The sequence below is a fragment of the Sinomonas susongensis genome (assembly GCF_005877005.1).
Lineage (GTDB): Bacteria > Actinomycetota > Actinomycetes > Actinomycetales > Micrococcaceae > Sinomonas > Sinomonas susongensis.
The window spans coordinates 488,860-515,026 of sequence record NZ_SSNH01000001.1 but is presented as its reverse complement, the minus strand read 5'-3'; the positions used below and the strand labels follow the sequence as shown (position 1 = coordinate 515,026).

Here is a 26,167-nt window from a genome sequence, read left to right as displayed (position 1 = left end):
TCAGCCCTCCAGGAGGGGCTTCTGCTCGACGTGCGCGTTGAGCGCGACGATGTCCGGCCGCCCGGCCAGGATCCGGACGACGTCGCGCCACCGCGGCGGCCGCGCGGGCAGCAGGGCGGCCAGCTCGTCCAGCAGCCGGGCATCGTCCTCGGTGTCCAGGGTCACCCGGAGCCGGTCGGAGGGCGGCCGGAAGGACAGGGAGGCGAGCCCGAAGCCCGAGCCCTCCTCGTACAGCGCACTCGTCACGTGCGCACGGTGGTGCGGCTCGCGCCGCGCGTCGGCCGCCCGCAGGGCCGAGACCGCCGCGACCTCGACATCGAGCCCGCGCGGAAGGGACCGGTCCTGCGTCGTCGAGACGTAGTCGAGCGTGGGATCGAGCCGCCACAGCGCGACCGCCTGGGAGATGACGGCTGGGTCCAGCAGCGGGCAGTCCGCGGTCAGGCGGACGACCGCGTCGGCCCCGGACTCCCCGGCGGCGAGGAGGAAGCGGCCGAGGACGTCGTCCTGGCTGCCCCGCACCGCCCGGGTGCCGTGCTCCTCGGCGAACGCGGCGACGGCGTCGTCGGCGGCCTCGGTCGAGGTCGCCACCACGACCTCGTCCACGCCCTCCGCGGCACGGGCCGCCCGGAGCACCCAGGCGAGCACCGGCTCGCCGCCGAGGTCCCGGAGGACCTTGCCCGGCAGCCGGGTCGACTGCATGCGGGCCTGCACGACCGCGACGACCCGAGCGGCCCTGCCATCGGACGCGGTCATGACCCGACGACCTCCAGGACGTTCTCGATCACCATCTCCACCTGCCCGTCGGTGAGCCCCGGGAACAGCGGCAGGGAGATCTCCCGGCTGTAGTACTCCTCGGCCGCCGGGCACATCCCCCGACGGTACCCGAGGTCCTCGAAGACGGGATGCCAGTACGCCGGGATGTAGTTGACCTGCACCCCGATCCCCCGCCGACGGAGCTCCTCGAAGACGGCCCTGCGGCGAGCGGCCTCGACGCGCAGCGGGTAGAGGTGCCACGCGGGCACCGCCCCCTCGACCGTTCCCGGCACGGTCAGCTCCGGATTCCCCGCGAACGCCCGGTTGTACGCGTCGTGGACCTGCTGGCGACGACGACGGAACTCGCCCAGGCGGGCAAGCTGGCTGATGCCCAGCGCGCACAGCACATCGGGCAGGCGGTAGTTCAGGCCGAACTCGTGCACCTCCTGGTGCCACGGGCCCTCGTCCGGGAACCGCAGCGCGCCGCGGTCCCGCACGAGCCCCTGCCCCTTGAAGCGGCGCGCCCTGGCCGCCAGCCCGGCGTCGGGGCTGACGACGGCGCCGCCCTCCGCCGTCGTCATGTTCTTGGTCGGGAAGAACGAGAACGTCGTCAGGTCCGCGGCGGCGCCGACCGGCACCCCGCCCAGGACCGAACCGATCGAGTGCGCCGCGTCCTCGAGGAAGAGCGCACCGTGGCGGTGGGCCATCGCCGCGAACGCCCCGGCATCGACCGGGAGCCCCGCGTAGTCGACCGCGGCGACCACCCGGGTGCGCGACGTCATGGCCGCCTCGGCCGAGCCCAGGTCCAGATTGCCGGTCGCGGGGTCGATGTCAGCGAAGACGATCCTCGCCCCCGCTATGGCCGCCGCCGCGGCCGTGGCCACGAAGGTCAGGGGAGTCGTCACGACTTCGTCGCCCCCCTGGACGCCCGCGGCCACATACGCGACGTGCAGGGCCGCCGTCCCCGACGTGACCGCAACGGCCTCCGAACCGCCCGCGACCAACGAGAGCGCCCGCTCGAACTCCTCGACCTTCGGGCCCGTCGTCAGCCAGTCCCCCCGCAGCACCTCGGCGACCGCCCGGATGTCGGCCTCGCTGATCGACTGGCGACCGTACGGCAGCATCCGCTCAGAACCCCTCTGCCGCAATCATCGCCTCGAGCTCCTCGACAGAAAGGAACACCTCGTTCCCGTCCGACTGGTAGCTCCACCCCTCCCGCACCGGCACAGCGCCCTCGGGGACCTCGTACTTCCAGCCGACGAGATGGGGGGTCACGATGTAACGGCCCTCGACCGAGACGGTGCGCCGGGAATCGTCGGCCGCGATCATCTCCTCGTGCAGCTTCTCCCCCGGACGGATCCCGATCTCGTGGATCGCCGCGTTGCGGTCCACCGCCGCGGCGAGGTCCATGAGACGGATCGAGGGGATCTTCGGCACATAGAGCTCCCCGCCCTGCATCATCTCGAACGAATCGAGGACGAATCTCACCGCCTGGTCCAAGGTGATCCAGAAGCGGGTCATGCGCTTGTCGGTCACCGGAAGGGACTTGCCCTCCGCCGCCAGGCGCCTCCAGATCGGCACGATCGACCCACGCGAACCCATGACATTCCCGTAGCGCACAACGCAGAAGCGAGTGTCGTAGGCCGCCGCGTAGTGGTTGCCGGAGATGAACAGGCGGTCCGCGCACAGCTTCGTCGCACCGTACAGGTTCACCGGGCTCGAGGCCTTGTCCGTGGAAAGGGCCACGACCTTCTTCACCCCGGCGTCGATGGCAGCATCGATGACGTTCTGAGAGCCCCCCACATTCGTCCGCACATACTCGAACGGGTTGTACTCCGCGGTGTCGACCTGCTTCAGCGCCGCGGCGTGGATCACATAGTCGAGCCCGTGGAACGCACGATGCAGACGGTCCCGGTCACGCACGTCCCCGATGAACCAGCGAAGCCGCGGATCGTTGTCGAACATGTTCCGCACCTCGAGCTGCTTGAGCTCGTCACGGCTGAAGACCACAAGCCGACGGACACCATGATGATCGAGCAGCTCCCTGATGAGCGCCTTCCCGAGAGATCCTGTTCCCCCCGTAATCAGAACGGACGAGCCCTCGAGAAGGGACATGCTCTGCAACCACCTTGATTTCGTCGGACCACTGCACCCAGCGGGGCTCGGCTCCGCCGGAATGAAGATCACGTTACCAACGCAACCTGTGCGCGACTTGTGACGTCAACCCTGACACGCGACGACCTTGTAGAGCCGCGCAGACCCCTGCTGGTCGATCAGCTGGACAGCCGGGGAGCCCTGAAGGTCTTCGACGCCGTGGTACGGGTGGTCTTGATAGTGGACCTCCTGAGTCCCGAAGTCGAGGACGTACCGGACGTGCAGATCCTCGATGGCCTTGCAGGCGGCCGCATTTGCTGGAGCGTCGCGGAGACCGGCGTCGATGGCATCGACTTCCGGGCCGGTAGCCGAGAGAATGTGCAGCTGCAGCGTCTTCCGATCAGCCAGTGCGTAGGCAAGCGCCGTCCCCGTCCACGGGCTTCCAGCAAGGACTGCGCCCTGCGGCACCTCCCTGTCCAGACGCTCCAGGAGCGCGAGCTCGTCCGAATTCACGAGCGGGGAATCGGGCCGCACCTCGTAGAGGCTCCTGGTCGAAAGCTCTAGCTTCCGAACCTGGCCGGTCTGCGAAGTGAGGACAAGTCCGACAACAACGATCGCCAATCCGGCCGCTCGGGCCACGTTCCTGACTCGGAGCGACAGCACTGCCCTCGAACGCATCTGCCTGCGCAGGTCGGCCGCCGCTCGCAGCCCCGATTGCAGCCAATCGCTCAGCTGCACGAAGCCTTCGACAGCGAGCGGAATGGCGGCCATCGGAAGCATCGCCGCCAGACGGAAGCTGTCGTTGTACCAGACGCCGACAAGGAAGCTGCGGATCCTCCCCTCGTCGAAGCTGGACACCACGACATAGAGTCCAGCGAGCACAACGAAGAGCCAGAGGGGAGCGCGGTGACCCGGGCGACGGACACATCGGTAAAGGCCTACAACAACAAGGCCGACAACGATCCATACTGGCTCCGCGCGCATCGGAGAGACCGCCAGTGCCTCTCCGACAGCCTGCGCAACCGTCTGGGTCGGCGGCCATAGGGCAGCCGCAGGATCAGGCCGAAGGACCTTCCACGCGACGCCCGCCACGGCGACTCCGGCCAGGAGGGCAACCGAAGGCACGACAACAGGGAGTCGCAACAAGAGACCGTCGCGCACGAGCGGCGTCACCCGCCGCAGGTACACCATGAAGACTGGCGCTGCGCTCGTCGCAACGAGCGCAAGGAGTGCGCTGGGGTGCGTCACGGTCATTCCGACGGCGGCGGCGGCAAGGAGGATCCACGCAAGCCAGAAGTTCTCCCGAGGCTGCCGCCCCAGCCCCAATGCGTGGTGAAGCTGCCCCACGCAGGCCGGAAGAACCGCCAAAGCCAAGAAATTGGGATAGAGGACCCCGAAGTAGACCATCAGCAACGGGAATGCGGCGAAGCACGCCGAGAGCGCTCCTCCGGCCAAGAGGACCAGTGGCCTTGCACCGACCAGGCGCCAGACGAGGTAGAGCATCGAGAGCGGCCAGACCAGCGCGCCGATCACGAGATTCGTCGCATTGACAGACTCGGGAATGCCCGACGAGCTGACCGACCCTACGAGCGAGACCAGCGCGTGCCAACCAGCCGGGTAGTAGGAGCTGTCGGCCATGCGGCCTACGCTCAAGGACGAGGCCGACCCCGTCTCCCTAATGTATTGCAGCGCGTTGAGATGGAAGACGTTGTCGAATGTCTGGGAAAAGCTGTCCGGCCTGTCGAATGCGAAGACAAGGTTCTTTGCGAGCAGGATGGCGGGAATTGCCACCGCGATCAGAAAGATGAGCGCAGGGCCCATCGAAGCGCGCCAAGACCTTCGGGCGAACGCAGTCTGCAGCCCGTCGCGATCGAATCTCCGAAGCCACCTGCGTACCACGGCAAAGACTCCGACGAGGACGACCGCCGTCACGAGAACCGGCCAGAGCGACCACTTCATGTGGACCCACGGCGTGACGGTCGAGGCGATCGCGACAATGGAGAGGGACAGTGCCGGAGCAAGCGCCGGCACCGCAAAGCCGCGGAGCCCTGCGGCCAGGCCGAGGCCAGCGCCGGGAAGGATCAGAAGCAGCAAGGCCACCATGACAACGGGACCAATACTCAGCCAATCCACGGGGTTCCCGTCCTTTCTCGCACGGCGCTGCAGCTAGGCGAAGTCACCAACAGGCCGTGATCTTGTAGAGGTGGTTCTCGCCGACTGACGCGACGAGCTCGAAGCCCTTTGCAAGCTCGAGCCCCGCCATTCCCGGATATCGGTAAGTGCTCGGATTCCCCGGAAGGTAGATGAGCTCATCCGATGTGAGCGCGTAATGCACGTTCAGCCGGCGAACCGCCGTGCAGACCAGAGGATTGTCTGCGGCCTGATTCAGCATCCTCGCAATGATGCCCCGATCAGGCGTCCACGGTGTCAGTACATGGGGAAAGAGGACCTGTCTCCCCGAGACGAAATACGCCCACGCACTCCCGTCCCACGGGTTGTCGGCAATTGTGCTTCCGGCGGGAACGATGTCGTCGATCTTCTTGTACAGGGCAAGTTCGTCGGCCGACATGATCGGCGATCCAGGGGCCAGACTGTAATTCGTCTGGGCGTGCGACGCCGCCTGGGGAACGTTCGTCGTCTGGGAGACGGCGCCTACGGCGATCAGGGCGACGACGGCGACGAGAGACGTTGCCAGACGACGGATCCCGGGCCCGAGCGGCGTGTGCCGCCAGAGGCTGATCTTGGTCATGACAGTCGCTGTCTTCACAAATCCGACGCCGACAATCAGCGCCATGACGGCTGCACCGGCAGCGATGCGTTTGAAGTCGGTGTACCAGCCGCCCGTCAGCAGACCCCTGAAGTACGAGGTCTGGTACCCGGCAACGGATACCAGGAGGACCGCCCAGATCGTGGCAGCGACGACGAGCCAGCGAGATCCCCTCCTCTTGGCCGCGAAGTAGAGCCCCGCGATGAAGAGAACGGAGGTCGCGTATCCAGGTAGCCAACCGCTGTGGGTGGTCAGAAGGAATTCACCCAGCGCCTGCCCAGGGGTCTCGTAGGGCGGCCATGTGATGTCGAACCTGTTCAGCGGGAACGGTCGCAGCACGATCCACACGACAGCCGAGACGATGAGGACCGCAGCGAGGCACAGGAGGGCACCCAACCGCAGGCGTCGTGTGGCGCGGACGCCACTTCCACGGACCCGGAGTCGTCCCCACAACCGTGCTACCCACAGGGGCACGATGATGACACCCGCCGTGAGCACGGTATTCGGATGCACAATGAGCAGGCCAAGACAGCTGACTGTGAAGACGACGGCCAGCGACAGGCCGAAATCGAGTCTCAGCCGCGGGGCCTTCGCTACGAGCGCGCCGAGACCGAGCAGAGCCGGGAGCACCGCCATCCCGTAGTAGTTCGGGTAGAGGACTCCCCAGTCGATCAGCAGATACGGGAAAGCGCTGAAGCAGAAGGCAAGAACTCCGGCCGAGAGGTCCACGATCTTCGCGTGACCGAAGAGGATCCGAGCCATGAAGATGACGGAGAGGGGCCAGAGCACGGCTCCGATGACGAGATTGACGGCTGACACCGCTACGGGAATGGACGAGCCGGTGGTCTGGACAACCAGCGCCACAAGATCGTGCCATCCGCCGGGGTAGAGCGATGGCCCGGATCCTCCGGCTGCCCCGAGTGAGAGCGATGATCCATTCCCGCCGTCAAGGATGAAACGCACCGCGTTCAGATGGAAGACGTTGTCCGCCGTCTGCGACACGTACTCAGGCGACCGGAAGATCGACGTCAGTCTCCAACCGAGGACAGCAACACTCGCTGCCAGTCCGAGCAAGGTCGCCCAGCTGACCCTCAGGCGGAAGACGCCGGACGATGAAGGAGCCGCCTTGGACGTCGCGCGGCTGCGCGGGGCGCTCTCGAGCCGAACGGCACCCACCGACCGCCGGTTGACGCGTTGCGTCCACGGGATTGGACGAAGCCTCGCCGCGCCGGCCCGGATTCCCCACAGTAGGAGTGCAGCGGCAAGTGTTGCGAGAAGGAGAGGGAGTACCCCCCAGCGGAGGTGCACCCAAGGCGCGACGACGGCCGTTCCTGCGATCAGGACCGCACTCAGCAGCGGGCCCAAGCCAATCGCCGCGTAGCCGCGGAACCCACCGGACCAGGCCACGACCAGTCCGGGCACGGCTGACAGCAACAACGCCGCCACCGCTGGCACTAATGCCTCGAGCCACACACTATTCTCCCCGTGAATTAACCGCCGCAGGTCACTCAGGACCTCGACGCACCGCCATCAGGCCCCAGTTCAACGCCGTCGCAGTTCCCCGACCACTTCCTCTACCGGCCCATCCAGAACGACCCTCCCCTTCTCGAGGAGGACGCCCCGCTCGCAGATCTGGGGGATGAGGTCCAAGTCATGGCTCACGACCACGAGCGTCTTGCCCTCGGCCGCGAGCTCCTTGATCTTTGCAATGCACTTCCGCTGGAAGGGCTCGTCGCCCACCGCGAGGATCTCGTCGACGAGGAACACCTCAGGGTCCGTGTGCACCGCGACCGAGAACGCCAGGCGCAAGTACATGCCGGACGAGTAGAACTTGACCTCGGTGTCGATGAACTCGCCGATCTCCGAGAACTCGATGATCGAGTCGAAGCGCTCGTTGATCTGTTCCTCGCTCATACCGAGGATCGCGCCGTTCAGGTAGACGTTGTCGCGTCCCGTCAGGTCGTGGTGGAATCCGGCTCCCACCTCGATGAGGCCCGCGACGCGACCCCTCGTCCGGACCGTCCCGGAATCGGGGGTCATGACCCCTGAGATGTGCTTGAGCAGCGTCGACTTGCCAGATCCGTTGAAGCCGAGGAGCGCTACGCTCTCCCCCTGCTCCACGGTCAGCGAAACGTCGTGCAGGGCGAAGAACTTCTGGCTCAGATCGCCGCGACGCCCCTTGAGAAGCCACACGAGCGCCTCTTTGAGCGAGCGAGTGTGGCGGAGCACGAACTGCTTGCTGATGTTGCGGACTTCTATCGCGGTGGCCACGCTCAGAGCTCCTGGGCGAAGCGGCCTTCAAGCCGCCGGAAGGTGAACTGGCCGATGAAGACCACCGCGAGGGACACGGCGAGTCCGACGGGAAGCCAGATTTCAACGAGATGCGGGGGAAGCTGAGCCGTTCCACTCGTCGTCGGATACCAGAACGCGTAGTGGTAGATCTCGACCGCGATGGTGATCGGATTGGCCTGGTACACCGTGAAGAAGGCCGACCCCAAAGTGTTCCTCACCATCGTCCACACATAGAGGACGGGCGAAGCCCACGTCACCACCATGAGGAGGAGGTCGACGATGTTTTCGAAATCGCGGAAGTACACGTTCACGGCGCCGAAGAAGAGGCCGAGGCCTGTGGCAAGGAGCGCCACGATGACGAACCCGGCAACAGCGGCCGCCAACTGGAGCAATGACGGATGCCATCCCGAGAACACACACGCGACAACGAGCACCACGAGCTGTGGGAAGAAGTGCACTCCCGAGACCCATACCGAAGCAACAGGGAACAACTCCCGGGGCAGATAGATCTTCTTGATCAGGCCGCCGTTGCCCACGATCGACCGGGCCGCATTCCCAAGAGCTTCGCTGAAGAAGTTGATCAGGATGATCCCCGAGAACAGGTACACGGCGTAGTTCTCGGTGCCCTTGTTGAGGCCGAGGAAGACTCCGAGCGCCAGATAGAACACGAGGAACTGGACGCCCGGCTTCACGTACGACCACAGGAGGCCCAGTACCGAACCGCGGTAGCGGACCTTCAGCTCCTTCCGGACCAAGAGCTTGAGCAGGAATCGCGAACGGAAAGTGTCGGCCAGGCCCGCTCCGACTCCGGGCCTGACCAACTGCTCGACGCTGCTCACCGGGAGTCGCTCAGCGTATGTTCGTCGAACGTCTTCTTCCATGACTCGATCGACGTCAGATCGTGCAGAGCGCCCTTGTACTCGGCTGCAAGCGAGCGCCAGCGGGCCAGGAGCTCACCATGGAGCTTCGCGCTCTCGGCGAGCATGCGACGCATGACGTGCGGATCGCGCTTGTACCAGGACGCACCTGTTCCCTCGGCATTGGAGACGACCGCCGAATCGTACTGCGACATGCGCCACCACTTGTTGTCCATGTGGGGAACGTTCGCCTGCGGTCGCTCCCTGCTCGTATCGACGACTGGCTTGACGAGCTGCCGGGCCACGGTCTTGAGCGCCCATGGCACGAGCACGGCCTTGTTCGGCCGGCTGAAGCCCTGGCCGTGCCTCGGGGGCTTCGCCATGCGGGGCGCTGGGAAGGCATCGGGGTCAGGCTTGAACACCGCGTCCGTGTGCTCCGAAAGCATCTTCCGGATCTCGGGAAGCTTCGTCTCGAGGAGGCCGCGGAGCGACCCCGGGCCCGCAAGCAGGTCCTGAATAGCCCACTCCCGGCCCTGCACCGTGGCGTACTGCATCGAGACGAGGTGCTTGATGTCGTCCTGCTGGAGCTCTCGGATCACGCGGCCGCCGAGCTCATAGGGGCTGTGGAGCAAGGCGGTGAGGGCACGGTTCCGGGTATGGAAGTAGGCCTGCCATCCCACCAGATCGTCCTTGTCGATCCAGGAGACGTGCCAGACTGCGGCGCCGGGCATCGATACGGTGGGGAAGCCGCGTTCCTTGGCCCGCAGGCCGTATTCGGCATCGTCCCACTTGATGAAGATGGGCAGGGAGAGCCCGATCTCCCGGATGACCGACGTCGGGATGAGGCACATCCACCAGCCGTTGTAGTCGACGTCGCACCGACGGTGGAGCCACGGCGTCTGCCGCAGGTTCGACACCATGAAGTCGTGGCCGAGCTCCATCTCGTCGCTGGGCAGCGCGGGCTGGATCCGGTAGGGGTTGACGATCTCGCCGAAGGTGTGGAGGACTGTCCGGTTGAACAGGTCGAACATGTGGCCGCCCACGAGGGTCGGCGTCTTGCAGCGATCCGCGAACGTCACGAGCCGAAGGATGCTCTCCGTCTCCACGACGATGTCATCGTCCATGAGGAGGGCATAGTCGCTGCCGTTGGCCACGGCCTCGTACATGCCACGGGAGAAGCCCCCTGACCCGCCGAGGTTGCTCTGCTCGATGATCCGGAGCCGGGCACCCAACTGCGCCTTGACTTCGTCGAAGCCCTCGGCCTGGGCTACCTTCTGGGTGCCCTGATCCACGATGAGGATCTCCTGGAGAGCCTCGAGCGCCTCCTCGTCCTGGGCAAGCAGGCGCAGGTTGTTGAGGCAGAAGTCCGTCTTGTTGAGCGTCGTGATCTGAAGCGTCACGCTTCCGCGGCGCGGTGCCGGGCCCTGCGTCTGCCATTCGGCCTGGAGGAGCTCAACGGGCTCCGCCCCGGCCACGATGTCGAACCAGTACCAGCCGCCGTCGCCGAACGGCTTGAGCGAAAGGTCGAACGCCGTCGTCGTCTGCCCCTCGACCCGCTGCGAGTCGACGCGCTGGAGGGAACCGCGGGAGTTCGACTTGTAGACCACCACAGCACCGGCGCCCTCGGTTGCGATGCTGAGCCGGACGGACTCGACGTTGGTCCAACGCCGCCAGTAGCTGGCGGGGAACGCGTTGAAGTACGTGCCGAAGGACACTCGGTCGCCGGGTCGGACCGTCATCGAGAAGCGGGAGACGAAGTCCTCGGCATGTGCCTCGCGGGCAGGACTGCTGATAGTGCGGGGCCGGCGCTCGCGGTCGCTGGTGGCGTCCCCCGTCGTCGGAAGCTGGACTCCGGTCGCCGTGCCCATGTCCACGTAGAGGGGCACGGTGTCCATCTGGGCCTGGGGCGGCAGGATCACCCGCTGGAGCGTCTGCCACTCCTGCGGGGACTCCTCGTTCACAACCTCTTTGACGTCAACTGCCGTCATTCGTCCACGCCTCCGCTGACGAGTGCCTCGCCGCCTGCAAAATGCGGCTTGATCTTGTTGTCGAAGATGCTCAGCGCCGAGCCGATGGCCATGTGCATATCGAGGTACTTGTAAGTTCCCAGCCGGCCGCCGAACAGGACCGAGCTCTCAGACTTCGCCAAGTCGCGGTACGCGAGGAGCTTGGCGCGGTCCGCCTCCGTGTTGATCGGGTAGTAGGGCTCGTCGCCCTTCTCCGCGAAACGCGAGAATTCGCGCATGACGACGGTCTTCTCGGCCTGGTAGTTGCGCTCCGGGTGGAAGTGGCGCGGCTCGATGATGCGCGTGAACGGCACGTCCGGGTCGTTGTAGTTGACGACGGACGTCCCTTGGAAATCGCCGACTTCGAGGACCTCTTCCTCGAAGTCGATCGTGCGCCACGAGAGGTCGCCCTCTTTGTAGTCGAAGTAGCGGTCGACCGGTCCGGTGTAGACAACGGGCACATTGCCGACCACATTGCCCTTGCTGACCGGCTGCGACTCGTCGAAGAAGTCCGTGTTCAGCTGGACAGTGATGTTGGGGTGGTCCGCCATCCGCTCGATCCACGCGGTGTAGCCGTTGGTGGGCAAGCCCTCGTAGATGTCGTTGAAGTAGCGGTTGTCGTACGTGTAGCGGACGGGAAGGCGCGAGATGATCCCGGCAGGCAGGTCCTTCGGATCCGTCTGCCATTGCTTGCCCGTGTAGTGCTTGATGAACGCCTCGTACAGCGGGCGTCCGATGAGCTGGATCCCCTTGTCATTGAGGTTCTGCGGGTCAGTGCCCGCGAGCTCGCCGGCCTGCTCCGCGATGAGAGCACGGGCTTCCGAGGGCGAATAGTTCGCCCGGAAGAACTGGTTGATCGTGCCGAGGTTGATCGGCAGGGGGAAGACCTCTCCCTTGTGCACGCCATAGACCCGATGCACATAGTTCGTGAAGGTCGTGAACTGGTTGACGTAGTCCCACACCCGCTGGTTCGAGGTGTGGAAAAGGTGAGCCCCGTAGCGGTGCACTTCGATGCCCGTCTGGGCATCGTCCTCGCTGTAGGCATTGCCCCCGATGTGATGGCGGCGGTCGATCACCGTGACCTTGAGTCCGAGCTCCTTGGCTGCGCGCTCGGCCACTGTGAGGCCGAAGAAGCCGGATCCGACGACGACGAGATCAGCGTCCACAAATTCTCCTGTAATCGGGGCACGCCGATGCCGCTGGCACCGGCCTTCCTGCGGTCCAAGACTACCGGACGACACTGAAGCCGCCTTCCAGCCAGCGTCGCCTCCGTGCCCCGAGCCGTTGTCCACATAGGGAGCTCGCGCGCAGGGAGAAGCCGCACAGCTTCCGTAGCCTCTCAGTAGGACGGAACTGGGGGGCCATGGAACTGCACGTAACGCTGATCGCTCCGGGACGAGGGCCCGGGCCTCGCGAGCGGAAGGAACTCGTAGCGAGACTGCCGGACGGTGCGGCCGGACGCGAGCTCGCAGCTCTGGTCGAGGAGGCCTACGGGGTGACAGGAATCACCGTGGAAGGCCGCACGCTCGATTCGCTCGTCGTCGGCCAGCCGCCCCTCGCGAACGGAGCCCTCCTGTTGGGCGGCCAAGCGGATTCGAGGACGACGGCGCGGCTCGCGGGAGGCCTCATCCTCGCCGTTCGCAGCGGTCCTGCCGCGGGCCGCCTCATCCATCTCGGACGCGGAGTCCACCGACTGGGCCGATCTGAGGGCGAAGAGCGGGAGCGCCCCGGCGCCGTAGGCCTTCCCGACCCGGAGCTCTCCCGTCATCATGCCGAGCTCCACGTCACCGACACGGTGGTCCGGCTGGTCGACTGTGGGAGCTCCAACGGGACTTGGCTCGGAACCCGGCGCGTGCGTGATGCCACGCTCGAGACTGGGCAGGAGTTCACGGTCGGGACGAGCGTCTGCAGCCTCGAATTCGAAGGCGAGTCGATCCTGGACCCGCGTGGCGGGTCTCCCCACGGAGAATCCCTCCACATCGTTCGCCGCAACCCGCCCCAAAGGACGACGACGCTGATCGCATTGGGCGTCGCGCCACTCGCCGTGGGCCTCGGGCTGGCCGTCTTCTTCGGCCAATGGATGTTCCTTGCCTTCTCCGCGATGTCCCTCGTCTCCTTGGCACTCCCCCTCGCCGAGGGGCTCAAGGAGCGGCGCCTTTTCAAACGGCAGCTGGCCACCGCCGTCGAACGCGATGTGGTGCGGAGGGTTGCAGCGGCCCCAGACCCTGCCCAGCTCTGCCTCGCCTCACGGGCGAGGCCCGCCGACCGCCAGCCGGCGCTGCCGAACGACGAGGCGGTCCTGGTCCGCCTCGGCACCGCGCAGCTACAGCCCGACATCAGGATTGAGCCTCCTCTGGCATCCCCCCTGCCGCCGCATCCGCGGGCACCACTCGTCATGGAAGTCGCAGGAACGGTCGGGCTGGCGGGAGGGGAGGCCGAAGTGGAAGGACTCGTGCGCTTCCTTCTGCTGCAGCTCGCTCTCCTTCCGGGGGCGAAGCGAATCCGGGTCCGTCTCATGGGAGGTTCCGACGAGCTGCGGCTTGCAGCCCGTTACCTGCCCCGGACCCACGTCATGAGAGACGGCGAGGCAGTCGTCTCGTCTGCCCACGGCCCGACGCGGGGAGACAGCCAGGAGGTCGCCGTCCTTCTGCCAGGCGCTCCGCCCGCGAGCGCGCTTGCTCTCGCGCAGGCAGCGAGGAGTCACGATGCCTGCGTCGTCGACGGCGCAGGAGCCCTCAGCCACCACGACCGCGTGGTCGAGGTTGGCGAATTCGCTGGCCTCATGGCCTCCACCGGTCTTCGGTCCGAGTTCGTCCCCGACCTGCTCGGCCATGCTTCCTTTGAGAGGGCTGCGCGCGAAGCAGGATCGCGGAGCTCCTGGAACGCCAGCAGCAAATCGAACGGGAAACTGCCCGACTCGTGCGGCCTCGACCTGCTCGTGGGCCTTGCTCAGGCAGAACTGGCCGAAGCCTGGAGCGCCCGTCGGGGAAAGGGCTGCTGGATTCCGCTGGGAGTCACCGAATCCGGGCCGCTCAACGTCGACCTCGTCGCCGACAGCCCACACCTTCTTGTGGCCGGGACGACGGGAGCGGGCAAGTCCGAACTTCTGCGGACCATGATCGCCGGCGCGGCCGCGCGGCATTCGCCGGACGAACTCACTTTCCTGCTCATCGACTTCAAGGGAGGCGCGGGCCTCGCTCCGCTCGAGGGCCTCCCCCACAGCGTCGGCCTCGTGACCGACCTCAGCGGGGGGCTCAGGCGGGTCCTCGTCTCGCTTCGTGCCGAGGTCACATGGCGGGAACGGCTCCTGGCCGAAGTCGGCTGCCACGACATCGACGCCTACGCGGCCCGGGACGAGACCGCACCGCTGCCGCGGTTGGCCGTGGTCGTCGACGAGTTTCGAGTCCTCGTGGAGGAGGAGCCGGAATCGCTGCGGGAGCTTCTCCGCCTCGCAAGCGTCGGCCGATCCCTTGGAATTCATCTCATCATGGCGACCCAACGGCCTCACGGCGCAGTTTCGGCCGACATCCGCGCGAACGTCGGATGCACGATCGCCCTACGGGTCAACGGAGCGGCCGAGTCGAGGGACGTCATCGGGTCCGACCTCGCCGCCCGCGTGCCGCCGGCCCTTCCCGGGCGTGGCTACCTGGCGCTTGGCGGAGGCGAGCCGGTGGAATTCCAGACCGCGGCCCTCGCGCTCGCCCCCGACCAACGGCTGAGCCGCAGTGAGCTGCAGTCCGCCGTCGGCTGGCTTCGCGAGGGTTCCGCACGATCCTGTCATGGTGAGAAGGCGTATCTGTCGACAGAAGCCTTCGTGCAGTCGGCAAGCGAGGCGTGGACTTCCCTGGGCGGCCGACTTCCGCGGCGGCCGGTCGCTGCTCCACTTCCCGGTTCACTCCCCGACGACGCCACCCCACCTCGACCAGCGGCCCGACGAGTACTGCTCGGCATCGCGGATCTTCCGCACGAGCAGCGCCTTGCATCGCTGCGCTGGGTGCCAGAGGAACAGGGTCATCTGGCCCTCATCGGTGGGCCTCCCTCCGCGGCGGGGGCGATTCTCGCAAGCATCGCCTGCCAGCTACGGGATGGCGTGCGGACACGACACCTTTACGTTCTCGACGCCGACGCCTCCCTCGCCCACCTCGAACATCATCATCGAACTGGCGCTTACGTTCGCCTCGACGACGTTGGGCATGCGGCCCGGGTCATCGCAAGGCTCGCAGAAGCCGTGGTGCGACAGGGCGGTCCAGATTCGGACGGTCCGGATTCGGGGGCGGGTCCCGAACGACCCAGCATCATCCTGATCGTCACCGGTTGGAGCCGGTGGGTCTCCGCATTGCGGCACAGCGCCCATTCCAATGCCGAGGGTGAGCTCTACGAGCTCATCCGAAACCATCGGTCCGCCGGGCTCGTCCTTCTGGTCGTCGGCGACGGAGACCTGGTCGCGGCCCGCGTCTTCGGCGAGTTCCGATGTCGGCTCTTCCTCCCCCACGGGACGCCCGATGACGCCTGCCTCGGATGGCCGCGGCTTCACGCTGGCTCCTTCGGGCCCGCGCGTGGAATAGCCATGGGCCTCCTGAGCTTCGAGGAGCCCGTCCTCGTCCAGTGCTTCACGTCGTCACGGCCCGAGCGGAACGCGTTCCCGGCGTCTGAAACCGCCCAGAGACCCGGGCTCCGCATTCTGCCCCTTCCAACCTCCGTGACGGCGGCCCAAGTGTCGGAGGCACCGATCGAAGGCAGCAGCGACCGACAGCGCCGAGGAGGAGGCCACCGGCGCGTCCTCGCGGTCGGAGTCCATGGGGACCGGAGCAATCGGCTATGTGTTCCGCTCGGGCAAGGCGAACTCCTGTTGGTCCTCGGAAACAGGGGTTCAGGGAAGACGTGCTTCTTGGAGGCGCTGCCTGCTATGAACCCCGGCACGGGTCCCTGGTTCAGCGGAAGGCTCCCGCGGGCATGGGACGATGCGCGCGCGTCCGCACGCTCGGGGCAGGCGCCGATCCTCCTCGTCGACGACGCCGACCAGTTGGGCCGCCACGACAGCGAAGGGATGCGGTTGGCCCTTGAAGAGGGCGTCTCCCTGATCGCCACGGCAGGCTATGGCACGTCGTCCTTCAACAGACCCCCACTCCCCCTCCCCGCACTTTCCGCCGCTGCGGGGATCGCGATCGGACCCCGCTCCCCGGCGGACGGCGATGTATTCGGAGTGCGATTGGGACCCTTGGAACAAGTGGTTCCCGGGCGCGCGATCGCGGTGGTCGGAGGGCAACAGACCGAGGTGCAGCTCGGTTGGGTCGGCCCCGGGGGAAGTGACGAGCGCGGGCTCAGTCCCGGGGGTTCTCGTGAACCGGCCGCTGCGTGATGGCGAAGACAGGGCGTGAGAAGAGGAGGTAGAGGGCTGCCGCAGCCGGAACGAGGATCAAGAGCCCGTAGAGGACGTAGCCCCCGGACATCGTCGGAAGCCCGATCGTTGCGGCAAACAACTGGACGACCAGGACGACCGAACGCGTCCACCGATAGCCCCGCCACAGCAGGATTCCCGCAACCCCGATACCCGCGCCGAGGACGATGAGGAGGAGCATCGTGAAGATCGCGCCCCCAGGAGACACGTGAGCCTGCCCCGCAGCGAGTTCGACCACGTACATGCCAGCGATGATGAGGAGGGCAAGCGCTTCGAGAAGCACGAGCCCGACGAGGATCCTCAGCTGGATCGGTTTGGACGGGCGCTGGTCCTTGGGGCTGGAAGACTGCACAGCCAGAGACTACCGGCCGCGGAGGAGAACCCGCGCCAAGCGGTCGTGGCAGAAGGATCGGATGTGACGCATCCCTCGCTCTGTCGGCCCAAATCCTCCCTCGGCCCCCTTGTTTACGCACAGTTAACGTGACAACCTTGTTGAAGTTGACCGCGGGGCCCCCAAAGGCCCCTTTGCTTTGAGACGCCTCGTGAAAAAGTTCACAAAGACGGTGTCCCCCGGAACGGAGTACTTCAAAAACCATGGACTGGCGTGATCGTGCTGCATGCCTCGACAAGGATCCCGAACTGTTCTTCCCTGTCGGGAATACCGGCCCGGCTCTCCTCCAGATCGAGGAGGCCAAGAGCGTCTGCCGTCGGTGCCCGGTAATCGACACGTGCCTCCAGTGGGCCCTCGAGTCGGGCCAGGATGCAGGCGTGTGGGGCGGAATGAGCGAAGACGAGCGCCGAGCCCTCAAACGGCGCGCCGCGAGGGCTCGCCGCGCCTCCTGATCCCTAGGGCCCGAGACCTCGGGCACAGGCAAACCTCCCCGTCCGCCGTGCGTTTAGCTCGGCGGACGGTTCCGTTTAAGGCGGGACCTCCGAATGCGGGGCCTTGCGTAAGGCAGCCGTTCGGCGCCCGGCGCCCCGGAACCTGACCTTCGAGGACCAGCTCAGCTGCGGGGAGGGCCGGGGTGGAGCATGATGGTGACTTCGGTGCCTCCGCCTGACCGCGGGCTCCAGTGGATGGATCCGCCCAGCTCGCTCGTGACGAGCGTGCGCACAATCTGGAGGCCCAGGCCTTCGTGGCGACCCTGCTGCTCAGGCAAGCCCACGCCGTCGTCCGCGACCGTGACTTCCAGCGTCTCCTCGCCAGATTCGTCGATTCCGCGCTGCGCTCTCAGCCACACGGTTCCAGAACGATCCTCCAGGCCGTGCTCGACCGCGTTGGTGACGAGCTCGTTGATGACCAGCGCAAGCGGGGTGGCGAGGTCACTGGGCAACCCACCGAACTCGCCCTCGCGCTCGGTCGAAACGTGCTGGTTGCCCGTGGCGACCTCCGCAGACAGGCGGAACTGGCGATCGATGAGCTCGTCGAAGTCGACGTTCTGCGCGAGCCCCTGCGAGAGGGTCTCGTGGACCAGGGCGATTGTCGCGACCCGGCGCATCGCCTGCTCGAGGCCTTGGCGGCCTTCCTCGCTCTTCATACGCCGCGACTGCATGCGCAGGAGAGCCGCGACGGTCTGCAGGTTGTTCTTGACGCGGTGGTGGATCTCACGGATGGTCGCGTCCTTCGTGACGAGCTCCATCTCCCGCCGCCGCAGCTCGGAGACGTCGCGGCATAGAACGAGAGCTCCGAAGCGCTCTCGCTCGTCGCGAAGCGGAATGGCTCGCAGCGAGAGGCTCACCCCTCGCGACTCGATCTCACTCCTCCACGGCATGCGTCCGGTCACGACGAGTGGAAGCGTCTCGTCCACAAGTCGGCGGTCCTTCAGCAGGTCGGTCGTCAGCTCGGCGAGCGACCGCCCCTCGAGCGAATCGAAGCCGCCGAGGCGGCGGAAGGCCGAAACCCCATTCGGGCTCGCGTATTGGACGATTCCGTCGGCGTCGAGGCGGATGAGCCCATCCCCGACTCGAGGCGCCCCCCTGCGGGAACCGGTGGGCGACGCGAAGTCGGGCCAAAGCCCCAAGGTGCCCATTCGAAGGAGGTCGTAGGCACACTGACGGTACGTCAGCTCGAGACGCGAAGGCATGCGCGAGCTGGAGAGGTCCATATGCGACGTGACGACGGCGAGGGTCCGGCCGTTCCGGACGAACGGGACAGCCTCAACGCGCAGGGCCATCTCCGAACTGAAGCTCGTCTCATGGCTGCGCTCGATCGACTGGGTGGCCCACGCCCGGTCGACAAGAGGCCGGAGATCGCCACGGATGCGTTCCCCGACGATATCCTCGTGGAAAACCGTGTGCGTCGTCGAGGGACGGACGTGGGCTAGCGCGGTGTAGCCCTCGCTCGGATCCGGGAACCACAGCGCCAGATCCGCGAAAGCCAAATCGGCCACGAGCTGCCAGTCGCCCACGAGCAGGTGGAGCCACTCGGCGTCGCCTGGACCGAAGTCAGCCTGCTCCCGGATCGTGTCCGTGAAGAGCGCCACGCTACCGCCTTGTCATGAGAGGGAGGCCAGCCGCGCGGGTGCCATCACCCGCGCGGCCTCCGACGCGGCACCTAATGGCGCACGATCGACCGGAGCAGCCTCAATGCTACCGAGAGGGAAGCCATGTCGTCGCTTTCGAGTGCGTTGACCTCTTCGAACATCGTGGCGGCACGGGCGAGCGATTCCGCGTTCTCGGCCTCCCACGCCGCGAGCCGGTCCTCTGGCGAAGCACCAGCTGGCGAGACCTCCATGATCGACCGCGTCATGTCAGCGACCGTGCTGTAGAGGTCGTCCCGGAGGGCAGCGCGTGCGAGCGCCTGCCAGCGGTCCTTGCGCGGGAGTGCTGTGATTCGCTCGAGCAGCGCGTCCACGTTGAACCGGTCGAAGACGGTGTAGTAGACGCCCGCGATTTCCTCGACGCTCTCCGAGGAGGTCTGCGACAGCCGAGCGATGTCCAGGAGCGCGTAGCTCTCGAACAGTTCGGCCCAGCGTTGCGCGAATTCCTTCGGGAGGCCCCAGGAGAGGCCCCGTTCGAGCCATTCCCTCACGCGTTCGGCGTCCTGGCCGCGCAGGAACTCGAGAAGCCGTGAACGCAGGGCGTTCATCGTCGGCCCATAGAGTTCGACGACCTCGCCGATCGTGCGGTTGCCTGTCCCCTGATGGATGAGCCAGCGAACGGCGCGATCCAGCAGACGACGGATGTCGTGATGGATCGTCGTCCAGTGTTCCGTCGGGAACGACGCCGGGAGCCCGTTGACGGACTCGACCAGTTCGTCGAGCCTGTAGACCTCGCGGAGGGCTACGAAGGCCTTCGCGACCGTGGCATCCGTCGCGCTGGTCTCCTCGATCGCCCGGAACGCGAAGGTGATGCCACCCATGTTGATCATGTCGTTCGCGACGATCGTGGCGATGATCTCGCGCCGCAGCGGGTGGAGGTCGAGATCAGCGCCGAAGCGTTCGCGCAGCTCCGACGGGAAGTAGTTGCGGAGGGTGGACGCGAACCAGGGATCGTCCGCGAGGTCGCTTTCCCTCAGCGACTCGGTGAGTTCGATCTTCGCGTAGGCGGCAAGCACGGAGAGCTCGGGGGAAGTGAGCCCCTGCCCCTGCTCCAGGCGGCGGTGAAGCTCCGCCGTCGTCGGCAGGGCCTCGAGCTCACGGTTGAGATCCGCATGCACCTCGAGCCAATCCGTCAACCGCTCGAGCGCCGGGCTCAAAGGCCCGACCAGTGAACGGTCGGTGACGAGCAGGATGTTCTGGTCGATGTTGTCGCGGAGGACGAGATGGGCGACTTCGTCCGTCATCGAGGCGAGGAATTCCGCCCGTTCGTCGGCGGGAAGCTTCCCGGCTGCGACCATCCGGTCAACGAAGATCTTGATGTTCACCTCGTGGTCGGAACAGTCGACCCCTGCCGAGTTGTCGATCGCGTCCGTGTTGAGAATGACGCCCTGGAGCGCAGCCTCGATGCGCCCGCGCTGGGTGAAGCCGAGGTTCCCGCCTTCGCCGACAACCTTGACCCGAAGATCGCGCCCGTCAACGCGGATGGCGTCGTTGGCCTTGTCCCCGACCTGGGCGTTGGTCTCCGTGCTCGCCTTGACGTACGTGCCGATTCCGCCGTTGTAGAGCAGGTCGACTGGCGCGAGGAGGATGGCCCGCAGTAGCTCATTCACGCTCAGCTGTTTGGTTCCCTCGGGGAGGCCGAGCGCCGCTCTGACCTCTTCCGAGACCGGAACCCACTTGGCGGTGCGCGGGTAGACCCCGCCGCCGGCGCTGATGAGCTCCTTGTTGTAGTCGTCCCAGGACGAGCGGGGAAGCTTGAAGAGCCGCTCCCTTTCCGCAAAGGAGCTCGCCGGGTCCGGGTTCGGATCGAGGAACAGATGGCGGTGGTCGAACGCCGCGACCAACCGGATGTGCTCCGATAGCAGCGTCCCGTTGCCGAATACGTCACCCGACATGTCTCCAACGCCTACGACTGTGAAGTCCTCGTTCTGCGTGTCGACATCGAGCTCGCTGAAGTGCCGCTTGACCGACTCCCAGGCGCCACGGGCCGTGATTCCCATCGCCTTGTGGTCGTAGCCGACAGAGCCGCCCGATGCGAACGCATCGCCGAGCCAGAAGCCGTACTCCGCCGAAATCCCGTTCGCGATATCTGAGAAGCTCGCTGTGCCCTTGTCTGCCGCGACCACAAGGTACGGATCGTCGTCGTCGTGACGGACGATGCCCGACGGAGCGACGACGCTTTCGCCTTCCTCCGGCGTCGACACGCGGTTGTCGGTGAGGTCGAGGAGGCCGCGGATGAAGGTCTTGTAGCTCTCGATGCCCTCGGCGAGCCATGCTGCGCGGTCGAGGGAGGGGTTTGGGAGCCGCTTTGCGAAGAAGCCCCCCTTGGCACCCGTCGGGACGATGACGGCGTTCTTGACCACCTGTGCCTTGACCAGTCCCAAGATCTCGGTCCGGAAGTCCTCGCGACGGTCGGACCAACGGAGCCCTCCGCGCGCCACCTTGCCGAAGCGGAGGTGGACGCCTTCGACGCGGGGCGAGTAGACCCAGATCTCGAACATCGGCTTCGGCGACGGCAGGCCCTCGACCTCGGAGGGACGCAGTTTGATGCTCAGGTAGGACTTGCCGAGATAGTAGTTGGTCCTCAGCGACGCCTCGATGAGGTTGATGAAAGTGCGAAGAAGGCGATCCGCGTCCAGCGTGGGCACCTGGTCGAGTGCCTCGGCGAGCTCGGATCGGACCCGCTCAATGGAGGCCGCACGAGCTTCCGCGCTGAGGTTCGGGTCGAACCGGGCCTCGAACAGCGCGATGAGCCGCCGCGTCACGTCGGGGTTCGCGAGGAGCGTGTCGGAGATGAACCCGAGCGAGTTCGTGTTCCCCATCTGGCGCATGTACTTCGCGTAGCTGCGCAGGATGACGACCTGCCTCGAACGCATTCCTTCGCGCAGCACGAGTCGGTCCAGGGAGTCTGACTCGGTCTCCCCCGAAAGCGCGGAGCTGAAGGAGTCGGCGAGGAGCTCGCCGGTGGCGAGCGGATCAATGCCGGCCGGATACTTCAGCCCGAGGTCGTACAGGAAGAAGTCGCGGGCATCGGCGGTCTCGATCTCGAACGGCTTCTCGTCGAGAACCTCCAGTCCGAGATTGTGGAAGAACGGCAGGATCTGGCTGAGGCTCTTCGGCTCGAGGAGGTAGAGCTTCACCCGTGCGTCTTCCTCAAGCTCGGCCCCGACCCCGTCGGGGACGTAGACGCGGACGGAGGGCCGCTCCGCGACTTCCTCGCCCTCCTCCTTCTCCGCCGCGGCCCGCTCTTCGGCATACGCTTCGAACCGCTCGATGTCTTCGAGGGCGTCCTCGATGCTGTAGTCCACCCGGTACGAAGCAGGGAACGCGTCCTGCCAGACAGCGGCGAGGTGCTCGGCCTCCTCGAGTGGCCGGTTCTCGTGCAGAGCTTGTGCGATCCCCTCGGCCCAGGAGCGCGTTGCAGTGACGAGCCGCTGCTCGAGCGCACTCGAATCAACAGCCACAACGTCCCCGCTCTTGGGAAGACGGATACGGAAGTAGAGGCGGGCCAGTGCAGAGTCGCTGAGGTGGGCGTCGTAGTCGATCTGGTCGGAGTGGAACTCGCGCTCGAGCTCCACCTCGATCCGGCGCCGCACCGCGGTGTTGTAGCGGTCCTTCGGAAGGTAGACGACCGCGTTCATGAACCGCCCGTAGAAGTCGGGGCGGAGGAAGAGCCGAGTCCGGCGCCTTTCCTGAAGAAGCTGGATCCGGTTGACCGTCTCGAACAGAAGGTCTGCATCCATCTGGAACAGTTCGTCACGCGGATAGGTCTCGAGGATAGCGAGCAGGTCTTTGCCCGAGTGGGAATCTGCGGGGAACCCTGAACGACGCATGACGGCGTCGATCTTGTCCTTGACAATCGGCACGCTGCGAGCGGACTGCGTGTAGGCCGACGACGCGAAGAGGCCGATGAAGCGCCGTTCGCCGTCGACCCTGCCCTGAGCATCGAAGCGCTTGACGCCGATGTAGTCGAGATATGAAGGACGGTGCACCGTGCTGCGGGAATTCGCCTTCGTGATCACGAGAGCCCGCCGCTCACGTGCGTGCGCCTGGCCTTCTGCGGTGAGGTGCTGAAGGGCGTGGGCACCATCGCCCCGAAGGAGGCCAAGGCCGCTGCCGTCAACAAGCTCGAGGACGTCCTCGCCGTTCTCGTTCTTGAGGTCGTATTCGCGGTAGCCGAGGAATGTGAAGTTCCCCGCCTCTAGCCACTGCAGAAGTTCCTGCGTCGGCTTGAGGTCAGGGATGTCCTCACTGCCGACTACATTGTCGAGGCCGGCCGCAATCTCGAGGGCCTTCGAGCGCATTGCCTGCCAGTCGTCGACGGCAGCGCGCACATCGCCCAGGACGCGGAGCAGTCCCTCCGTGAGCTCAGCCTTGCGGCCAGCCGGAACGCGGTCGATCTCAATGGCGATCCACGACTCCATGTGTGTCGCGAGGTCGGCGTCGGCCACCAAACGGCTGAGTTTGGGGAGCGCAGCCGTGTCGCCGCTCGTGAGGCCCCACTGCGCGGGGACGCGCTGCACGTCTACGATCGATCCGCCATCGCGCCGACGGGTCACAACGAACATGGGGTGGACGACGAGATGGATGGCACAGCGTTCCCGCACGAGTTCGGCGCTCACCGAGTCCACGAGGAACGGCATGTCATCCGTCACGATGTAGACAACACTCCGTCCGCCCTCGTCGACCACTTCGACCTTCGCGGTGCCCGGGTGCCGTTCCTCCGCGAAGGAACGATGATGACGTGCGCGCTGAGCCAGAGTGGCTGCCGGATAGGACTGTCTGTCCTCTTCGGCGAGATGCTCGTAGTAGTCCGCCAGAAAGCGGGCCTCCTGCTCGGCGGTGGGGAACGGTGTCTGCTGTGCAGTTCCGGTCGACACGGTGGGAATCGCCTCCAGAGGAACGGATTTCGCGCTGCCGCGTTGCAACGCGCTGCCCTGAGCCTAGCGCGGTCTCCGGCCACCTGCCCTAGCACTTGCCACAGCGGATTTCCGTTTTCGCTGTTCAGAAGAACAGACGATTTCCGCTATCGCCCGTCGCGCTTCGCTCCGAGGCGCAGTTTCGAGCAGCGTCTGCCCCGCGAGAAGTGCCGCGCCCACTGTCTCATCGTCGAAAGGAATGAGCCCGACGATCGGCCGTGCCGGCCCGAACCGCTCCCATGCGTCGCGGAGGGCTCGGTCGGGAAACCGCCCGAGGGCGCTCCTCCTCACCCTGTTGAACACAATGTCAGGTGACGCGGTCGGCACCGCGGCGGCCAGTTCGTCCAGCGACCGCACAAGGCGCGGCATCCCCACCGTGTCAGCTGCGCCGACCGCCACGATGCGGTCCGCGACCTCCAGAACGCGGAGCGTGGCCGCATTGCGCCGGGGGGCCATCGTGTCGAACGAGAGCTCCTCATCGGCTTCGAGGCAGAAACCGGCGTCCACCACGACTTCGTCCGCAGCCTGGCGCGCGGCCCCGAGGACGGCCGCGAGCGAAGCAGCCCTGAGCTCATTCCAACGGTCGGCTCTCGTGATGCCTGTGAGAACACGCAGTTCGCCGGCCGGCGTGGCTGCGGGCTCGCGGGCGTGCGTGACGATGGGAACGGCGAGCCGTTTCAGCGCCGACTCGTCGAGCTGGCCTTGGTCGGCGAGCCGACATGCCTGCGCGAGCCCTGCAGATTCCTCGAGCAGCCCGAGATGGGCAGCGATGCTTGGCCCGTAAGTGTCGGCATCCACAAGAATGACCTTCCGACCGCGGGCTGCCAGCTCGGCCGCGGCGTTCACAGCAACCGTCGTACGGCCCGGGGAGCCGATGGGGCCCCAGAACGCGATGAGTCTCGCCCGCCCCACCTCGCCCTCGTCTTCGCCCGTGGTTCCACCTGCCGCTGCAACGGTCGGCTCCTCGAGAGGGCCAGCGCCGACGGCAGGTGCTCCGGGGTGAGAACCTGCGAAGGAGAACGATGCGGCCGACGCCGCATCAGAGGCCGCCAGCCGAACGGCATGGTCGGCCGCGCCGGCGATGAGTCGCTCGAACTGATCGCGGGGCACCCGTACAGGGGCAGTCATGGCTCCCAGCGTCTCAAGGCGACGCCTTTCGCCGTCGTCGTCCGACAATCCCACAAGCCCCACCCCCACCGCGAGGAGCCGGTCGACCAGCGTCATCGTGATGTCGGCCGTGCCGCCGGCGACGACGGCGACGCGAGCCAACCCGCTCTGACAGGCAGCGATCAGCTCCGCGAGCTCTTCACACTCCCGCACGACTGTGACGGAGCCGTTCGTCTGGCCAAGCCGCTCACCGATCTCGCTGGAGTCCGGCCCGATGACGACGACGGAGAGCCTCACCGGGGGCGTCCTGAGGGATTCTAGACGACAGACACCCTCGCCTTGTTGGCCTGCGCGCCGAGCAGCTGCGGCAGCCTGTCCGGATCGACTAGCACGTGGACGACGGTTTCGCGGGGACTGCCGAGACCTGACGCTGCTGCCTGCACGTGGGCGATCTCGGCCGCTGAAATGAGCAGTTTCGGTTCTGCAAAGCCATTTCGCCCGTCCGGGGGTGCAACCCAGATGTCTGCCCGCCTGCCCGGTACGGCCTCCGCGGGAAGAGGCTCCTGCAGGACGATGGCAATCGGACTACGGCCGAGGGCATCGGCCGCACCCAGACTCGAGGCGGGCACGAGATCGCCTTTCGACACCCGCTGCACCGCCACGCGGCCGCCGGGGATGTTTCCCTCAGTGACGTAACGATCGGCCATGGCACCGAGCCTCACCTCGACGGTAACGAGCTGGTCCGGGCCCACGGCCTGCCCGACGGGAATATCGTCCTTCGCCGCGTAGACCACGATGCTCGTCTCAGCCGACCGCACGAGCCCCACCACCCCGGCCACTGAAGCCAAGACCAGAAGGATGCCCACAAGAAGCCTCGGGTCCTTCCATGACGGCCTCCGGAGCCGAAGTCCTGGCTGTATCCCGACTGCGCCCATGCACGCTCCCCCAGAGGTCAAGCTCTTGCGGCCGCCCCCGCGGCCGCCCCAGTCCATCCTTGACTGAAGGAGCCCGATTGCGAACACGAGGGGTCAAATCGCGCCAAATGAAGGGCATATCGCTCAAACTTACCCATCTGCTGGCAGGATAGGAGCATGCCTAGGTTCCTCACCCTCGCGGACGTCTGCGAGCAGCTGCAGATCAGCACTGCCCAGGCCTACGCCCTCGTCCGCAGCGGCGAACTCAAGGCGATCCAAGTCGGTGGCCGCGGCCAGTGGCGCGTCGAAGAGGTCAAGCTCGAGGAGTACATCCAAGAGAGCTACGCCAAGACAGAGCGGATGGTCGCCGAACAGCACGCGTCTCGGCCCACCCACTCCTGATTCGACGACGGTCGCTTCCGATGCTGCCTACGCCTGGGAAACGACTGCAACGAGCGAGCCTAACGGGACAAGCGTGCTGCGTCGCCTGCCGCGAAGTGGCGTGTTTTCTCCACGATCC

The 26,167-nt window shown here is 66.2% G+C and carries 17 protein-coding genes; 3 read left to right on the top strand and 14 right to left on the bottom strand.

Annotated features, from left to right (window positions below):
- The 9 genes from E6A21_RS02365 to glf form a co-directional block, all read right to left on the bottom strand.
- Window positions 1-753, bottom strand: coding sequence for a cytidylyltransferase domain-containing protein (locus tag E6A21_RS02365; protein ID WP_138442502.1), 753 nt, complete (start codon window positions 751-753; stop codon window positions 1-3).
- Complete coding sequence (locus tag E6A21_RS02360) at window positions 750-1,877, bottom strand: aminotransferase class V-fold PLP-dependent enzyme (RefSeq protein WP_138442501.1); 1,128 nt, start codon at window positions 1,875-1,877, stop codon at window positions 750-752. The genes E6A21_RS02365 and E6A21_RS02360 overlap by 4 nt, the downstream gene beginning before the upstream one ends.
- Before the next feature lie 4 nt (window positions 1,878-1,881).
- Complete coding sequence (gene pseB, locus E6A21_RS02355; RefSeq protein ID WP_138442500.1) at window positions 1,882-2,868, bottom strand: UDP-N-acetylglucosamine 4,6-dehydratase (inverting); 987 nt, start codon at window positions 2,866-2,868, stop codon at window positions 1,882-1,884.
- Window positions 2,869-2,973: 105 nt separating this feature from the next.
- Window positions 2,974-4,950 carry a DUF6541 family protein gene (locus E6A21_RS02350; protein ID WP_171041225.1) on the bottom strand — a complete coding sequence of 659 codons (1,977 nt, stop codon included), beginning with the start codon at window positions 4,948-4,950 and terminating at the stop codon, window positions 2,974-2,976.
- A 73-nt stretch (window positions 4,951-5,023) separates the two neighbouring features.
- Complete coding sequence (locus E6A21_RS02345; protein WP_342777836.1) at window positions 5,024-7,036, bottom strand: DUF6541 family protein; 2,013 nt, start codon at window positions 7,034-7,036, stop codon at window positions 5,024-5,026.
- Window positions 7,037-7,156: 120 nt separating this feature from the next.
- Window positions 7,157-7,885, bottom strand: a complete 729-nt coding sequence (locus E6A21_RS02340) for an ABC transporter ATP-binding protein (protein ID WP_138442497.1) — start codon at window positions 7,883-7,885, stop codon at window positions 7,157-7,159.
- A gap of 2 nt (window positions 7,886-7,887) precedes the next feature.
- Window positions 7,888-8,787 carry an ABC transporter permease gene (locus tag E6A21_RS02335; RefSeq protein WP_138442496.1) on the bottom strand — a complete coding sequence of 300 codons (900 nt, stop codon included), beginning with the start codon at window positions 8,785-8,787 and terminating at the stop codon, window positions 7,888-7,890.
- Window positions 8,742-10,751, bottom strand: a complete 2,010-nt coding sequence (locus tag E6A21_RS02330) for a glycosyltransferase (RefSeq protein WP_138442495.1) — start codon at window positions 10,749-10,751, stop codon at window positions 8,742-8,744. Before E6A21_RS02330 ends, E6A21_RS02335 begins: the two co-directional genes overlap by 46 nt.
- Entirely contained in the window at window positions 10,748-11,935 is a 1,188-nt protein-coding gene (glf, locus tag E6A21_RS02325; protein WP_138442494.1) for a UDP-galactopyranose mutase, read from the bottom strand. Before glf ends, E6A21_RS02330 begins: the two co-directional genes overlap by 4 nt.
- 197 nt (window positions 11,936-12,132) lie before the next feature.
- On the opposite strand from glf, the gene E6A21_RS02320 reads away from it, so the two are divergent.
- On the top strand, window positions 12,133-16,128 hold the full coding sequence (locus E6A21_RS02320; protein WP_138442493.1) for a type VII secretion EssC family protein: 3,996 nt from the start codon (window positions 12,133-12,135) through the stop codon (window positions 16,126-16,128).
- On the opposite strand, the gene E6A21_RS02315 is transcribed toward E6A21_RS02320, so the two are convergent.
- Entirely contained in the window at window positions 16,091-16,519 is a 429-nt protein-coding gene (locus E6A21_RS02315) for a hypothetical protein (protein WP_138442492.1), read from the bottom strand. The genes E6A21_RS02320 and E6A21_RS02315 overlap by 38 nt on opposite strands.
- A gap of 242 nt (window positions 16,520-16,761) precedes the next feature.
- Here E6A21_RS02315 and E6A21_RS02310 point away from each other — a divergent pair, with 242 nt between their 5' ends.
- On the top strand, window positions 16,762-17,010 hold the full coding sequence (locus E6A21_RS02310; RefSeq protein WP_043127419.1) for a WhiB family transcriptional regulator: 249 nt from the start codon (window positions 16,762-16,764) through the stop codon (window positions 17,008-17,010).
- Window positions 17,011-17,171: 161 nt separating this feature from the next.
- Here E6A21_RS02310 and E6A21_RS02305 read toward each other — a convergent pair whose 3' ends face one another.
- The 4 genes from E6A21_RS02305 to E6A21_RS02290 all read right to left on the bottom strand — a co-directional run bounded on the left by E6A21_RS02305 (window position 17,172) and on the right by E6A21_RS02290 (window position 25,572).
- A complete protein-coding gene (locus E6A21_RS02305; protein WP_138442491.1) occupies window positions 17,172-18,650 on the bottom strand; it encodes a sensor histidine kinase in 1,479 nt (492 codons plus the stop codon).
- A gap of 71 nt (window positions 18,651-18,721) precedes the next feature.
- On the bottom strand, window positions 18,722-23,587 hold the full coding sequence (locus E6A21_RS02300; protein ID WP_138442490.1) for an NAD-glutamate dehydrogenase: 4,866 nt from the start codon (window positions 23,585-23,587) through the stop codon (window positions 18,722-18,724).
- 63 nt (window positions 23,588-23,650) lie between these two features.
- Window positions 23,651-25,030, bottom strand: a complete 1,380-nt coding sequence (locus E6A21_RS02295) for a CpaE/TadZ family protein (protein WP_138442489.1) — start codon at window positions 25,028-25,030, stop codon at window positions 23,651-23,653.
- A 20-nt stretch (window positions 25,031-25,050) separates the two neighbouring features.
- Window positions 25,051-25,572, bottom strand: coding sequence for an SAF domain-containing protein (locus E6A21_RS02290; protein WP_342777840.1), 522 nt, complete (start codon window positions 25,570-25,572; stop codon window positions 25,051-25,053).
- Window positions 25,573-25,824: 252 nt separating this feature from the next.
- On the opposite strand from E6A21_RS02290, the gene E6A21_RS02285 reads away from it, so the two are divergent.
- On the top strand, window positions 25,825-26,049 hold the full coding sequence (locus E6A21_RS02285; protein WP_138442487.1) for a helix-turn-helix domain-containing protein: 225 nt from the start codon (window positions 25,825-25,827) through the stop codon (window positions 26,047-26,049).
- The last annotated feature ends 118 nt before the right edge of the window (window positions 26,050-26,167 follow it).

Excerpts from the sequence above, each read along its gene's own strand:
- E6A21_RS02285 (WP_138442487.1), top strand. The coding sequence starts at position 25,825 with ATGCCTAGGTTCCTCACCCTCGCGGACGTCTGCGAGCAGCTGCAGATC.
- E6A21_RS02365 (WP_138442502.1), bottom strand. The coding sequence starts at position 753 with ATGACCGCGTCCGATGGCAGGGCCGCTCGGGTCGTCGCGGTCGTGCAG.
- E6A21_RS02350 (WP_171041225.1), bottom strand. The coding sequence starts at position 4,950 with ATGGTGGCCTTGCTGCTTCTGATCCTTCCCGGCGCTGGCCTCGGCCTG.
- pseB (WP_138442500.1), bottom strand. The coding sequence starts at position 2,868 with ATGTCCCTTCTCGAGGGCTCGTCCGTTCTGATTACGGGGGGAACAGGA.
- E6A21_RS02360 (WP_138442501.1), bottom strand. The coding sequence starts at position 1,877 with ATGCTGCCGTACGGTCGCCAGTCGATCAGCGAGGCCGACATCCGGGCG.
- E6A21_RS02335 (WP_138442496.1), bottom strand. The coding sequence starts at position 8,787 with ATGGAAGAAGACGTTCGACGAACATACGCTGAGCGACTCCCGGTGAGC.
- E6A21_RS02320 (WP_138442493.1), top strand. The coding sequence starts at position 12,133 with ATGGAACTGCACGTAACGCTGATCGCTCCGGGACGAGGGCCCGGGCCT.
- E6A21_RS02310 (WP_043127419.1), top strand. The coding sequence starts at position 16,762 with ATGGACTGGCGTGATCGTGCTGCATGCCTCGACAAGGATCCCGAACTG.
- E6A21_RS02330 (WP_138442495.1), bottom strand. The coding sequence starts at position 10,751 with ATGACGGCAGTTGACGTCAAAGAGGTTGTGAACGAGGAGTCCCCGCAG.